Below are 15,154 nucleotides of genomic sequence, written 5' to 3'. Positions count from 1 at the left end.
TGAAACCTCAGAGAATCCGACAGAAGGACTGCTATCCATCTCGGACTGGTTGGCAAAATCCTCCAGTGTTTTTACCAAGAGTTGTCAAACAATCCGAAACTGGTTTGGAGAAATCATTAGTTATTTCGAGCGAAGGACAACGAGGCTCTTCGTTACTTGGTATGGTTTGATAGGGGGGCATAAATCGACTAAATCCTTATCTGGTAAAAGACTTAATTGATTAGTTCGCTCTAGATCGAAAATAATTGACAAAAATCGCTAAATGCCTTTCTATATAAGTGTTCCATCCCTTATAACCCCCGTCCATTGCATAACACAAACCGAAGAGCCGAGAGCATCAAGAATACCTATAGGGCCAGACGAGGAAAAAGAAAGAGTCGAAGCGGAGCGAAAAATAAGCGTGGCGCGATTCCGGAGCGTGGCAGCATTGGCCAAGAACAAAACCGCATCGGACATCAACCCTTGTCACCGAAAAACTTTTCCAAGAGATTCCCCCTGACAAAAGAAAAACCGACCCTTGTGACAAGGTCAAAGAATTTTGTGGACATCAAGAGTTGAGTCAGAAACTAGGAGCAGATTTTTATTTTACTACTCCTTATCATTCTTGGGAAAGAGGATTAAACACAGGGTAAGAGTATCTTAAATCCTTGACAAAATGAACTTTATGTGGTTCTCTTCCCCATACCCCACACCCCAACAAACTTTTTGCCGCAAACCCTATGTAACCCTAAAGTTTTATTTACCTTCTCCTACCACAGATTGATAAAATCTTTCTAGACTTTCTACGGAGGTTCGATCGTTAAATACTGTATCGATATTCATTTTAGTATAATCTTTGATTGTTTGTCGCCATTGATTATCTAAACCTAAACGGATAGCAATTTCAATATAGTGATTTTTATCGGTAGCAATTGTCTCGGTTATGCCTAATTTTTTCAAGATAGCATAGGAATGTCGTCCGCGCATAAATTCCCCCGGACAGGTAACAACTGGAAGCTGACAGGCAATTGCTTCGAGGGTGGTATTTCCTCCCGACCAACTTAAGTTATCTAAATAGATGTCTGCTAATAAGTTAAGCTGAAAATAATCATTTTGTTCTAATTGTGGCATCATTACCCCGTAATCTTGCCAATTGAGTCCATACCTATTAAAAGCTTGACTTAATCTCGACTGAAAGCAATGGGTCACAAATTCGCTACGATGACAGATAAAAATAAATTGGCTGTTGGTAACTTGTTGGGCAATTCTAGGAAAAATATCGTCATTTTCTGGCAGATATTTAAATAAACTCTGACAGTTTAAGTAGATGATTTTATCCTCGGCTAATCCCATCTCTAAACGAGTTTTTATCTGGGGAGGAAGCGAGGGTTTAGCATAGGCAATACCTAAATTGGATAAGCGAATTAATTTTTCACTGTAGTGATTATCTCCCTGCGTGGGTTCCATTAATTCACTGGAGATAAAATAATCAATGGTTGGTAATCCTGAGGTGATTGGATGTCCCCAAGTTACACATTGTACTGGAGCTAAACGCAATCCTGCTAGTTGGGTAGTACGAGCATCCATACCAATATCTAAATAAACGAGAATATGTAACTGATTATCTAAAATATTTTGAGCAATTTTTTCCATATTAACTAAATTATCAAACTGATAAAAATAATCACTTTGCTCTTGATATTCTCTTGTAAAATTATCGCAGGTGTTATTAATATCTATTCCATAACAGTAAATTTCAAATTGTTCTCGATTTCGCCACTGCAACCATCCTTGAAAGAGTTTCGCTACTGTGTGATGACGCAGGTGAGCAGAAATATAGCCAAGGCGAATTTTTCCCGTAGGCGTGGTTCGGTTTTTTACCCAATTAGGAAAGTTTGCTGAGGCAATTTTATAAACCAATTCTCCATATTTTTTTTGTAGTTCTAAATCATTTTTGGCTTGATATTGAAGATAAAAATTAGTTCTTAATCCAATACTTTTCCACGCCTCCTGTTGTTGATTATTAGTGGTTAAATCAAGATTGGACAAGATATTATCTAACCGTTTCTCGTAGTTTGCTCGATATAGCATAATATCTGCTTGAGTTGTGTAAACTATCGGCATTAACCGCATTAATTCTAACTTCAGGGATAGGCGATCGGGAAGATACTCTAAAGCCGATTTAGTTGCTTGAATTGCCACCTCGATCGGATAATTATTTTGTAGTAACCAAATTAGGCGCAAATGTAAATCAATATTTTCTGGATGATAGTTAATGCCTTTTTTATACACTTCTAAAGCTTGTTTTTCTTCTTTAAGAATGAGATGGCAATGGGCGCAATTTAAATAAAAATTGCTGTCCTCTATTTTAATTGCTAATAATTTTTGATAATAGTTTAATGCTAATTGATAGATTTTTCTTTGATAAAAATAATCACCTGAGTAAAGATCTGCTCTTTTTTGGTCAGCTTGCAGAATTTCCCAAAGGGAGAGATTTTGACTAATTTCTCGTCTATCTCCTGCCAGTTGTTGGGCAGTTTTATAAGCATTTTTTGCTTCTGTCCAAGCTTGTTTAACTAAATAGACATTGCCTAAATTGATATAAAAAGGATAAAAATCTGCCTGGTTATTAATTCCCTGCTGATAGAATTTTTCGGCTGACTCTAGCTGCCCTAATCGATAAAATAAATTGCCCAGTTTATTATAAGCATCGACAAAATTAGCCTTGAGATCAATCGCTTTTTGATAAGCTGATAAAGCTGTATCTGAACGTGATTGTTTTTCTAGCACCATGGCCATGGTATAATGATATAAGGCTTGATTTTCCTCTAAGTTGATGGCTCGTGCCAAACAGTTAAAAGATTCTGTTAGTCGGTTAATTATATAGTATAAATATCCTAAATCGTGCCAGATGTAAGCTAATTGTTCACGCCAAGATAAAATTCTTAAGTAAAAGTCCTCAGCTAAAGTATATTCTCGCCGATTAATTGCCTCTTGCACCTCTTGAAGACAGGAGTTTATCGCAGTCAGGGCATAATTTTCTATCTCTTCATCCCCTTCTATTTCCTCTAATTCTAGCCACTGAAGATAGATTAATTTAGCTTGGCCAAACTGCCAGCAATCAAGATTTCTAATTATCTCTTTTTTGAGGAGCATAATTAAATCTTGACTAGACTCTGATTGTAATAGCCAAAATAACCAAATTTCTTGCGCTGTTGCTTGCTGCTCTAGCAGCAGATAAGCTAATCCCAGATAGGGATAATAATCAGTCACTTCCGGATGAACCGCCAGCACTTGCTGACAAAATAACAATAACTGATTATAGTCTCCCGATGCTAACATTAGCTCGATCGCTTGTTGGTGATCACTGTTGATCATTATCTTTCACTCTCGTTGCTCTCATTCCACAATACCCTCGATCGAGCTTAGGGTAACATTTTGGGCTTATTGAACTTAACTAGCGATAGATTCGAGGATTTATTAGCCCTATCAAAGCAAAAAACCCTGATTTTGCCTTGATTTTGCCCCATCTACCGCCCTAACCCGACAAGTAATTTCTCATATAGATAAGAATTATTCTCAATAGCTGTACAATAGGAAAAGACAACTTTGCCAAGAATCGAGCAATGAACGATAAAATAACTCGGAGAGTCTTTCTAGGCGCGGGAACAGCCACCTTAGCGGTAGCAGTGGGTCAATTAGGGAAAATAAACGAGGTTTCCGCCCAAACTAAACAATTAAACCTCTATTCCTCCCGTCACTACAACACCGACCGACGATTGTATGACAACTTCACCCGACAAACGGGAATAAAAATTAACCTGGTCGAAGGGGAAGCAGACCCATTAATCGAACGAATCAAAAGCGAAGGCCGCAATAGTCCTGCTGATATACTCCTGACAGTAGATGCCGGGAGATTATGGCGGGCCGACCAACAGGGAATTTTTGCCCCAGTCAATTCCCCCATTCTCACCCAAAGAATTCCCGCTCATTTGCGTCACCCCAAAGGTCACTGGTTCGGGTTTAGTAAACGCTTGCGGGTAATCATGTACAACAAAGACAGAGTTAACCCCAGAGAAATCGATTCCTATGCAGATTTAACCAATCCCAAATGGAAAGGAAAAGTCGTCACTCGGTCGTCTAGTAACATCTATAGTCAATCTTTTACCGCTTGGTTAATCGACATCCAAGGAGAAGCAGCCACAGAAAAATGGTGTCGGGGATTAGTGGCTAATTTTGCCCGTTCACCCCAGGGCAATGATAAGGCACAAATCGAAGCTGTAGCCGCAGGAATTGCCGATTTAGCCCTAGCTAACACCTATTACTTAGCTGGGTATGCCGAAGAAAAAGACCCCGCTAAACGGGCAATTTATGACCAAGTAGGCGTAATTTTCCCCGACCAAGCAGGCCGCGGCACTCATGTTAATATTAGTGGTGGTGGTTTAATTAAAACCGCTCCCAATCGAGAATCGGCCATTAAATTTTTAGAGTATCTTTCTAGCAATGAAGCACAGAACTTTTTTGCTAAGGGTAATCAAGAATATCCCGTGGTTCGAGGGGTTGCTTTAGACCCTTTCCTAGCAAAACTCGGACGCGGTAAAGAAGATACCGTTAGCGTGGCTAATTATGGTCCTAATTTAGCCAAAGCAGTACAGGTAATGAATCGCGCCGGTTGGAAATAAGTTATCAGTTATCAGTTATCAGTTATCAGTTAAGGCAATTGAAATAAAACCGAGAGATTATTAGCTGGCATAGGAATTACTTCTAACAATTGTAAACCTCGATCGCTCGCTGCTTGCACCACATCTTCTAAATTCCTAACTCCCCAAGCAGAATTTTGAGAACGGAGAGAAAAATCAAAGCTTTCATTACTAGGAGAAGTATGTTTTCCCTGTCGTTTATAGGGACCATAAAGATAGAGAATTTCCCCCGAACTAAGAATGCGACTCGCTCCTGCCATTAAAGCTAAACAAGCGGACCAAGGGGCGATATGAATCATATTAATATTAACAATAGCATTAATAACGATATTTTCCGTCTCTACCGCCCAAACTGACTGATGAACATCGATAAATAGGGGGCGATCTAGATTAGAACTAGGATAATAATCGCACCAACTGCGAATACTATCTAGAGCCAGAGGGTTACAATCCGAGGGAATCCAACGACAAGGAGCAAGACGAGGGGCAAAAAAAACAGCGTGTTCACCCGTGCCGCTAGATATTTCTAGAATATTCCCAGTCTTCGGTAAAAATTGGCTGAGAACTTCCAAAATCGGCTGACGATTGCGTTCTGTTGCTGGGGCATATTGACGTAAATCAGACATAACTAGGGTTTGCGGCAAAAAGTTGGTTGGTGGGGTTAGGCGTCGGTCGTCAGGCGTCAGTCCTGATGAAAAAATTTTCACCACCACAGATGAAAGAGGTTTCCTTCCCTACACCCCACACCCCACACCCTACACCCTCTTTCCAGTCAGGAGGATTATTTTTATTTATTCTCCCTTCTCCCCAACTCCCACTCTGCAATAACTACTGGCAGCCAGAAATACGTTGGGTGCATATCATACTTTGTGCTTTTTGTCAAAAAAACTTTTTTTTTGCAATAAAACTACACACAAAAAAGATCATCGTTGTTGGTGAAATTGACTAATTTACCCGTCCTAATTAGGATAACCTTCTAGGTGTGGCAAGGGTTTCAACCATTGCTGCCTAAAAAAGCACAGAATACCCCATTGTGAAATTCAGTAAAATCGCTGTAACCATTGTAACATCGTTGTTAAATAAAAATCTTTCTCAATTAATTCTTAAGAATTTATAAATATTGCGGAATGTTAATTTAAATATTCTCAAGTTTTTGGCATCAATAAATAAATTTTGCTTATCTTTGGCAAACATTGGGTTAGGAGTCAGTCATCAGTCATCAGTTATCAGTGTCAGCTTTTTTCTCCCTTCTCCCCATTACCCCATCTCCCTGCTCCCCTCTTGCTGCTCCAGAAAAATATTAAGTTTTATTAAGAAGTTAGTGACAAAAGACCAGCTTTAATCTCTATTATCGTAGTAAGTGGCTTTTGACCCGAATCAAGCCGGTCAAGATAAATAGTAACTTTTGCCCATCATCAAACAAAGATGGTCAGTCTAACTAAAACAGTCGCTGTGGCCATGCCCTCGTGATCAATTCCTATGTCAACCCTGGTTATTGTCGAATCCCCCACCAAAGCTCGGACGATCAGTAATTATCTGCCTAGCGGCTATCGAGTCCAAGCCTCCATGGGCCACATCCGCGATCTGCCCGCCTCTGCCGAAGAAATTCCCCCCGCCCACAAAGACAAATCCTGGGCTAACTTAGGCGTGGATGTGGAGAACGATTTCGATCCTCTCTACGTCGTCCCCAAAACCAAAAGTAAAATCGTCAAAGAATTAAAAGAAGCCCTCAAAGGCGCGAGCGAACTGATCCTCGCCACTGACGAAGATCGGGAAGGAGAAAGCATCAGTTGGCATCTCTTACAGGTACTCAACCCGAAAATACCCACCAAAAGGATGGTATTTCACGAAATCACCAAAGAAGCGATCCAAACCGCCCTGAAAAATTGTCGCTCCATCGACGAAAATTTAGTACACGCCCAAGAAACCCGCCGCATACTCGATCGCCTCTACGGTTATACCCTCTCCCCCCTACTCTGGAAAAAAATCTCCAAAGGTTTATCCGCCGGCCGGGTGCAATCCGTCGCCGTGCGTCTGCTCGTACAACGGGAACGGGAACGACGGGCTTTTAAAACCGCCAATTATTGGGATCTGAAGGCGACTTTAGAAAAGGACAAAAATCAATTCGACTCGAAATTAGTCACATTAAACGGTCAAAAAGTGGCAAATGGGAGCGATTTCGATGCCGACACCGGCAGACTGCTCCCCGGTCGCCAGGTGACACTCTTAGATCAAGCCACCGCCACCGCCTTAAAAGAACAGATCCAAGACAAAATCTGGCGCGTTAGCCACACCGAAGAAAAACCCACCACTCGCAAACCATCCCCCCCCTTCACCACTTCCACCCTACAGCAAGAAGCTAACCGGAAACTAGGCATATCCGCCAGGGACACCATGCGAATCGCCCAAAATCTCTACGAACAGGGCTACATCACCTATATGCGGACCGATTCCGTCCATCTTTCCGACCAGGCCATCAGCGCCGCCCGTCATTGTGTAGAACAAATGTACGGAAAAAACTATCTCAGTCCCCAACCCCGGCAATACACCACCAAAAGCAAAGGCGCGCAGGAAGCCCACGAAGCCATCCGACCTGCCGGCAGTAGCTTTCGCTTGCCCCGGGAAACCGGCCTGAGCGGACTAGAATTCGCCCTCTACGACCTAATCTGGAAACGTACCGTCGCCTCACAGATGGCCGATGCCCGTATTACCCAGATCGCCGTTAATATTCAGGTGGAAAATGCCGGATTTCGCTCCTCCGGCAAAAGAATCGACTTCCCCGGCTTTTTCCGCGCCTATGTGGAAGGTTCCGACGATCCCGAAGCCGCCATCGACGACCAAGAAATAATCCTACCCCCCCTCAGCGTCGGTGATACCCCCAATTGTCGCCAACTAGAAGCCATTAGCCACGATACCCAACCCCCCGCCCGTTATAGCGAAGCCTCCCTCGTAAAAACCCTCGAAAGTGAAGGAATCGGGCGACCCAGCACCTACGCCACCATTCTCGGCACCATTATCGATCGCGGTTATGCCCAAATGCGGAATAAAACCCTCATTCCCACCTTCACCGCCTTCGCCGTGGTTAGTTTATTAGAAAATCATTTCCCCGACCTGGTAGATCCCAAATTTACCTCGAAGATGGAGGAAACCCTCGACGATATCGCCACCGGTTCCGCTCAGTGGTTGCCCTATCTCGATCGCTTCTATCGCGGCGAAAAGGGGCTAGAAAGCCAAGTCAAAGAGCGCGAGGGTCAAATTAACTCTAGCACCGCTAAATCGGTGATTTTAGAGGATTTGCAGGCAACCATCAAGATCGGCAAGTACGGTCCCTATCTAGAAGTCTCCCGAGGCGATGAAATCCTCACCGCTTCCATCCCCGCCGATTTAACCCCGGCGGATCTGAACCCCGAACAGGTAGAAACCCTGCTGCGACAAAAAACCGAAGGTCCCGATAAAATCGGTCTTCATCCCGACACCGGAGAGCCGATTTATCTGCTCGTGGGTAGTTACGGTCCCTACGTCCAGTTAGGAGATATCAGCGATGACAACCCCAAACCGAAACGCGCCTCCCTACCCAAAGGAGTCAAACCAGAGGATGTCACCCTCGAACAAGCGGTGGGTTTATTGGCACTGCCACGACTACTGGGAACCCATCCCCTCACCGGAGGCAAAATTAAAGCCAGTTTAGGGCGTTTTGGTCCCTATTTAGTTCAGGAAGAGGGCAAGGAAAAAGAATATCGTTCCCTGAAAGCCGGCGATGATGTCTTAACCATAACCCTCGATCGAGCTTTGGCTTTATTAGCCGAACCGAAAAAAACTCGCGGCACTCGTGGTTCTACCAAACCACCCCTAAAAGAATTGGGTAAACATCCCGACGACGGGGAATTGGTGGGATTGTACGAGGGTCCCTACGGAGTTTATATCAAACACGGCAAAACTAACGCCAAGATTCCTGAAGGAGAAACCGCCGAAACCCTGACTCTAGAACAAGCTTTAGTCGCCCTAGCAGCCAAGACAACCACTGCCAAGAAAACCACTACCAAGAAAACTACTTCTAGCACCACTAAAAAAACTACTTCCCCGGGTAGTAAAACCGGCAAAAGTAAGACGGTTTAGCGGTTAGTGGTGAGGCAATTTTCTACCCGGTCAATTCCTCACCCTGATGCGAGGACAAATCTGGCTGGCTTTTTTGTCCTTGGCACCACTTTGACTAGGCTGATCCTAAGTAGGTAGGCGTTAAAAATTATCAGACACCCCCCTTATCAAGGGGGGCAGGAGGGATCAAACCCCCCTTATCAAGGGGGGCAGGGGGGATCGAACCTAAAATCCATTTTTAATTTAATTACAACCAGCTACTTATACCCCAAATTCCCCTACTGTAAAGCAATCGCCATCGCTTCTTGGGGAATTTGCCGGTAAATTGGTTTTAAAAATTGTTCTATGGCATCGGATTCGGGGGCAGCCAGGGGAAAATTGCCTAAAATGTCGAGAATGGTTTGATTTTCATTCCCCGGCGTAATGACAACGAGGGAGGGATCTAGCTCCTCATCGTACTGCCAAAAGCGATCGATAGCACTTTCGGGGGCAGTTTTTTCGACTGCTGCGGGGGGTTCACTGACTGCTAAAGGTTGATTATCAGAGGAATAGGAGCGTTTTTCGCGTAAAGCTTCCAGAATTTGGCTTTTGCTTCGGCCACGCAGTTGCAAAAGCAGGAAGGGATCGACACTAAAACGATCGCCCAATTGATAATATACTGCTCCTATATGTTTGCAGGGGTTGGCTTGATCGGGACAGGTGCAACGAGAGCGAATATCAGCTAGGGAAAAGGGAAATAAATTTACCCCACTATCGATAAAAACACGCTCGATATGATCGGGCATTTGTCCCGTGAGTAATTGAGCGGAATAAATGGCTTTTTTGGAGAGAAGCTTAATAATATAATCCCATTCTTCATCACTAAAAACCGCTAGGGATAAATCCACTATATAAGGCTCTGGTTCACTGCCTTGTACTCTAGCAATAACTTGCGAGTCTTCAAAGTCAATACTTAAAACATTGCCCTCTCTAGCGTAGAGTCTAGCTCGTTCCAAGCGTTTTTTAAAGCGATAGGAATCGAGTAGTTCTAACCATTTTTGTACCCACCAAGCTTGTTCTGTCATTTTTTATTTACCCTACCGCTTATCAGCTTCGTTACTAACAAAAACACCAATTCAAAAAGGAAACACATCAGCCTTGAGGCCTGATTAAGAAAGGCTCATCAGGTATAGTCTGATCAATATAACAACAAATCAGACCCAAAAACGAAGCCCTCAACATTTTAACATAATACCATTTTTCTTTATTCGTGGCAGGTATCCTACTCCCCTCTTCCTTTCTAGGAGACGGGTTGGGGATGAGGGCAATTAACCATCTCTGCCATTACTTGAGAAAAATGGTATTAGTATTAAGATAAAATTATTGTAGTATCAACGGAAAGTGCGTAAAAAAACTTACTCCCAGGGATGTTACCAAAATGTCTAACGAAACCGTTACTTATAGTCTTGAATCTGTCCTCAAGGAAATCAAAGACAGCATCAAGGAAGTTAACCAAAAAATCGATACCTTGCAACAAGATATTAACCAGAAATTTGATAGCTTACAGAAGGATTTTAACCAGAAATTTGACAAAATCGACGAACGGTTAACTAAGCTAGAGGTAGGACAAGCAAAACTAACTGAGAAAGTCGATGGGATGGATAGAAGACTAGAAAAGGTGGAAGGAACCCAAAAAAATCAAGTTTGGACGTTAATTATCCTTTTAGGAGGAGCGATCGGAACAGCAGCGTGGCGATCCTTTTTTTCTGGTAATCCTTAGAAATATTACTATAAGTAGCTGGTTATAATTAAATTAAAAATGGATTTTAGGTTCGATCCCCCCTTAATCCCCCCTTAATAAGGGGGGCATCTAATAATTTTTAACGCCTACCTACTTAATACTAAATTCTAGGCAATAGGTAATCAGTTTCTAATAACCAGATTTAGGATTATAATAAAATTATTATACTATCATTACTCCCAGGGATGTTACCAAAATGTCTAACGAAACCGTTACTTATAGTCTTGAATCCGTCCTCAAGGAAATCAAAGACAGCATCAAGGAAGTTAACCAAAAAATCGATACCTTGCAACAAGATATTAACCAGAAATTTGACAAAATCGACGAACGGCTAACTAAGCTAGAGGTAGGACAAGCAAAACTAACTGAGAAAGTCGATGGGATGGATAGAAGACTAGAAAAGCTGGAAGGAACCCAAAAAAATCAAGTTTGGACGTTAATTATCCTTTTAGGAGGAGCGATCGGAACGGCAGCGTGGCGATCCTTTTTTTCTGGTAATCCTTAGAAATATTAGCATAAGTAGCTGGTTATAATTAAATTAAAAATGGATTTTAGGTTCGATCCCCCCTTAATCCCCCCTTATTAAGGGGGGCATCTAATAATTTTTAACGCCTACCTACTTAATACTAAATCCTAGGCAATAGGTAATCAGTTTCTAATAACCAGATTTAGGATTAAAATAAAATTATTGTACTATCATTAGTCCTAGGGATGTTACCAAAATGTCTAACGAAACCGTTACTTATAGTCTTGAATCCGTCCTCAAGGAAATCAAAGACAGCATCAAGGAGGTTAACCAAAAAATCGACATCTTGCAACAGGATGTTAACCAGAAATTTGATAGCTTACAAAAGGATGTTAACCAGAAATTTGATAGCCTACAAAAGGATTTTAACCAGAAATTTGACAAAATCGACGAACGGTTAACTAAGCTAGAGGTAGGACAAGCAAAACTAACTGAGAAAGTCGATGGGATGGATAGAAGACTAGAAAAGCTGGAAGGAACCCAAAAAAATCAAGTTTGGACGTTAATTATTCTTTTAGGAGGAGCGATCGGCACAGCAGCGTGGCGCTCTTTCTTTTCTGGTAATCCTTAGAAATATTACTATAATTTCTCACTTTAGGGTAGTTATGAGGGGAAATTAGCAGATGTGAAACTCAGGTTAAAAATAAGGGATATCTAACCCATCCTACCCCTAATTATGCTTTCCTCAACCATCTTTTTAACAATCGCCACAATGCCACTATTATCCCCCCAATTAAAACTAAAGGAAACTTAATCACCCCCAGAAAGAAAGCAACGATTAAGGGATATTTTCGGGTTTCTAATTGCCGAATTGCCTGATCGCAATTTTGAACATATCCTGCTAACCCCAATGCTTGATATAATTCCCGCGACTGAAGATATGCTTCTTTCGCTTCCGATATACGCTTGAGTTTATAGTAGGTAAGTCCCAGATTAAACCAAGCATTCGCTTCACCCCCCCGATCACCGATTTCCCGTTTGATTGCTAAGGACTGTTGATAAAACTCGATCGCTTTTTGGTATTCTCCTAGGGAATCGTAAACAATGCCTAAATTACCGTAGGAAGACGCTTCACCCCCCCGATCACCGATTTCCCGTTCGATTGCTAAGGACTGTTGATAAAACTCGATCGCTTTTTGGTATTCTCCTAGGGAACAGTAAACATTGCCTAAACCCATGTAGGAAGACGCTTCACCCCCCCGATCACCGATTTCCTGATCGATTGCTAAGGACTGTTGATGAAACTCGATCGCTTTTTGGTATTCTCCTAGGGAATTGTAAACATTGCCTAAATTATTGTAGGAAGACGCTTCACCCCCCCGATCACCGATTTCCCGAAGGATTGCTAAGGACTGTTGATAAAACTCGATCGCTTTTTGGTATTCTCCTAGGGAATCGTAAACATTGCCTAAATTATTGTAGGAATACGCTTCACCCCCCCGATCACCGATTTCCCGTTTGATTGCTAAGGACTGTTGATAAAACTCGATCGCTTTTTGGTATTCTCCTAGGGATTTGTAAACAATGCCTAAATTACCGTAGGAATACGCTTCACCCCCCCGATCACCGATTTCCCGTTTGATTGCTAAAGACTGTTGATAAAACTCGATCGCTTTTTGGTATTCTCCTAGGGAATGGTAAACATTGCCTAAATTATTGTAGGATTTCGCTTCACCCCCCCAATCACCGATTTCCCGAAGGATTGCTAAAGACTGTTGATAAAACTCGATCGCTTTTTGGTATTCTCCTAGGGAATCGTAAACATTGCCTAAATTATTGTAGGAATACGCTTCACCCCCCCGATCACCGATTTCCCGTTCGATTGCTAAAGACTGTTGATGAAACTCGATCGCTTTTTGGTATTCTCCTAGGGAATGGTAAACATTGCCTAAACCCATGTAGGAATTCGCTTCACCCCCCCGATCACCGATTTCCCGAAAGATTGCTAAGGACTGTTGATAAAACTCGATCTCTTTTTGGTATTCTCCTAAAAAATAGTAAGCATTGCCTAAACTGGTGAGGGATGCGGTATATTTCCAGTTGGTTTGCTCCTCCTGTTGTTGGTAAACAGTGACTAATTCAAGGTAATAATCCGCTAGGGTTTGATAATACCCCCGTCGGGTGAGAAAATCCTCGATAGCACGGAGAATATCAAAAGCATTGTCGTACTCGGTTAACTGATAGCAATGATAGAAAATTTCTAGGTAAGGTTGCACATCGTTGAGGATTTCCCAGGAGTCGGGTTGAGCAATAGAAAGATAATAGGCGATCGCTTTTTGGTGTAATTCCCTTTGATCGCCGGCTTTGTATTGTGCATATTCCCAAACTAAAGGCTGAAAACTAAAAATTCGCTGGCGATTTTCCTCTTTTTCTTCTAATAATGATCGTCGCTGCAATTCTCGCAGATCTGCCGTGATCTCGGACAGTGCGATCTCGGGGTAATTATCCATCACCGCTTTAGCTGCCAGAGAATCAAATTCTCGGCGATAAATGCTGGTTTTAGTGAATAATTCCTGCTGTCTTTGGCTAAGTCGCTGAAAACTAGCATCTAAAACTAAAGCAATTCCCACTGTCTCTTGACGATGACTCCCCACCACCTGCGGATCGCTCAAAAGTTGCGATAAATTTCCTAATCCTAAATCCGCTAACCTTTCTAAACTGGGGTTTTGCGGAAATTCTGCTAAGATTAAATCCGCCACCAATCGCAGGAGTAATGGATGACCATCCACCCGTCGAGAAAAGTTCTCTAGATCCCCTGTTATTTGCGATTCTGCTAACAATTGCGCCCCTTCAGGAGGTTTCAAACCTTTTAGCTCAATCCAACGGTTAAAACCCCTAGTTTTTGGCTTTTCTCTGGTGGTGACTATAATTTTGCTCGTGTCACCTTTTTCTATCCAAGCAGTGAAAAACTGCTGATAAAATTCATTATTCCAATAACCATCTTCCCCTAATAAACTCTCTAGATTATCGATAATAATTAGGTGGCGATGGCGTTGCAATTGTCTGATTAAAGCTTCCTGTAAATCTATTTCTTTTTCGGGGACAGGATAACCAAAGTCCGTCAGGAATTGGCGAGCTAAACCACTAAATCCGCCCAGATTTCCCGCTTCCCACCAAAAGCGTTTTGGGAATAAATCTTCATCGTCCCCTAGGGAAGGATCGAGGGTAATTTTCTCCTCAAAAATTTTGCTGGCTAGGGTAGATTTTCCAATTCCTCCAACTCCTTTGATGCCAATCATCGCAACATTTTGATCATTAAACCACTGCTTAATTTGGGTGATTTCCTCCTCCCTTCCTTGCCAATAGGCCAGACGTTTTCGAGCATCTCCTCCCTTGAAAATACTCCTTTGACTACTGCGATTATTTTCTATTGCGTCTGCTGTTGCGTGCAGATCCGCCAGTCATTCAGGAGGGATTCCTAGATTTAAATTACCCTTAACTTCTTGAATGTTCAATTGTTGTTTAATATCTTTGTTTATTTGTGTACCAATTTGAGTTTTTGTTTCTGTTTGATTCTGATTAATTGTCATAATTTGTTGTGCTAGGGTTTGGATTTCTTGGGCAAAATTGGGGTCTTTGAGCATTTCTACCTGTAAAAAAGGAACCACTTGCTGTTCAATCATCGCCTCGGATTTAGTTTGTTCTGCTGCCGCTAAAACCTGTGCTGCGGTGGGTTCCTTTTGTAACTTTTGCTTAATTTTTTGCCACAATTCTACACCTTTATCCATTGCTCCTTCCGTTAATTTACCGATAACAGCTTCAAAGGCGATTTTAGCGATTTCGGCGGCGGCTAATTCGGCTAACATAATTATCAATTGCGAGAATTTTTCGCCATTCTAGCACAACTATTTTGGGATGAAAGCAGGAAAGTCAATCACTCATCTTGTCGGGAATCAGCGTTCCTTTGATCCCCCCTTAATCCCCCCTTGATAAGCTGTCCTTTAGTCACATCTTTCTTAACATTTCAAACCTTTGTAGCACAAGGCTTTCAAGACTCGGTTAACAATTTGTAATATTCCTTGTTGACACCCTTACTGACAAAGAAAAAACTGAAATCAAGTCAGGATAAGGGTT

The 15,154-nt window shown here is 42.2% G+C and carries 10 protein-coding genes and 2 pseudogenes; 7 read left to right on the top strand and 5 right to left on the bottom strand.

From position 1 onward, the window contains the following. Positions 1-142 (top strand): annotated as a pseudogene (locus tag IM507_RS23520) (ISL3 family transposase); the annotation flags it as partial. Between the two features lie 276 nt (positions 143-418). Further along, a pseudogene (locus IM507_RS12895) lies at positions 419-623 on the top strand (IS30 family transposase); the annotation flags it as partial. Between the two features lie 112 nt (positions 624-735). Here IM507_RS12895 and IM507_RS12890 read toward each other — a convergent pair. Further along, entirely contained in the window at positions 736-3,357 is a 2,622-nt protein-coding gene (locus IM507_RS12890) for an O-linked N-acetylglucosamine transferase, SPINDLY family protein (protein ID WP_287637126.1), read from the bottom strand. A gap of 248 nt (positions 3,358-3,605) precedes the next feature. On the opposite strand from IM507_RS12890, the gene IM507_RS12885 reads away from it, so the two are divergent. After that, positions 3,606-4,661 carry a Fe(3+) ABC transporter substrate-binding protein gene (locus tag IM507_RS12885; RefSeq protein ID WP_123229895.1) on the top strand — a complete coding sequence of 352 codons (1,056 nt, stop codon included), beginning with the start codon at positions 3,606-3,608 and terminating at the stop codon, positions 4,659-4,661. A 29-nt stretch (positions 4,662-4,690) separates the two neighbouring features. Here the strand turns inward: IM507_RS12885 and IM507_RS12880 are convergent, their stop codons facing one another. Next, positions 4,691-5,305 (bottom strand): DUF938 domain-containing protein, encoded by a 615-nt coding sequence (locus tag IM507_RS12880; protein ID WP_002737910.1) that lies wholly within the window; start codon positions 5,303-5,305, stop codon positions 4,691-4,693. 853 nt (positions 5,306-6,158) lie between these two features. Here IM507_RS12880 and topA point away from each other — a divergent pair. Further along, entirely contained in the window at positions 6,159-8,795 is a 2,637-nt protein-coding gene (gene topA / locus IM507_RS12870) for a type I DNA topoisomerase (RefSeq protein WP_287637125.1), read from the top strand. Between the two features lie 257 nt (positions 8,796-9,052). On the opposite strand, the gene IM507_RS12865 is transcribed toward topA, so the two are convergent. Next, positions 9,053-9,838, bottom strand: a complete 786-nt coding sequence (locus tag IM507_RS12865) for an SWIM zinc finger family protein (protein WP_123229897.1) — start codon at positions 9,836-9,838, stop codon at positions 9,053-9,055. Between the two features lie 353 nt (positions 9,839-10,191). Between IM507_RS12865 and IM507_RS12860 the strand changes: the two genes are divergently transcribed. The 3 genes from IM507_RS12860 (at position 10,192) to IM507_RS12850 (ending at position 11,651) form a co-directional block, all read left to right on the top strand. Continuing rightward, positions 10,192-10,533, top strand: a complete 342-nt coding sequence (locus IM507_RS12860; protein ID WP_002737779.1) for a DUF4164 family protein — start codon at positions 10,192-10,194, stop codon at positions 10,531-10,533. Positions 10,534-10,750: 217 nt separating this feature from the next. Then, positions 10,751-11,059: a hypothetical protein gene (locus IM507_RS12855; RefSeq protein ID WP_002736903.1), complete on the top strand. Its 309-nt coding sequence runs from the start codon at positions 10,751-10,753 to the stop codon at positions 11,057-11,059. A gap of 217 nt (positions 11,060-11,276) precedes the next feature. Then, positions 11,277-11,651, top strand: a complete 375-nt coding sequence (locus tag IM507_RS12850) for a DUF4164 family protein (RefSeq protein ID WP_069475307.1) — start codon at positions 11,277-11,279, stop codon at positions 11,649-11,651. Positions 11,652-11,754: 103 nt separating this feature from the next. Here the strand turns inward: IM507_RS12850 and IM507_RS12845 are convergent, their stop codons facing one another. Next, complete coding sequence (locus IM507_RS12845) at positions 11,755-14,319, bottom strand: tetratricopeptide repeat protein (protein ID WP_465246296.1); 2,565 nt, start codon at positions 14,317-14,319, stop codon at positions 11,755-11,757. A 162-nt stretch (positions 14,320-14,481) separates the two neighbouring features. Further along, the gene (locus IM507_RS12840; RefSeq protein WP_004162443.1) at positions 14,482-14,886 is read right to left on the bottom strand and encodes a hypothetical protein; all 405 of its coding nucleotides are present in this window, start codon (positions 14,884-14,886) and stop codon (positions 14,482-14,484) included. Positions 14,887-15,154 lie beyond the last annotated feature (268 nt).

The sequence above is a fragment of the Microcystis sp. M20BS1 genome (genome assembly GCF_020245305.1).
Classification (GTDB): Bacteria; Cyanobacteriota; Cyanobacteriia; order Cyanobacteriales; family Microcystaceae; genus Microcystis; species Microcystis ichthyoblabe_A.
Note: the sequence above shows the minus strand (reverse complement) of the source record. Positions and strands in the feature narration are given on the sequence as shown.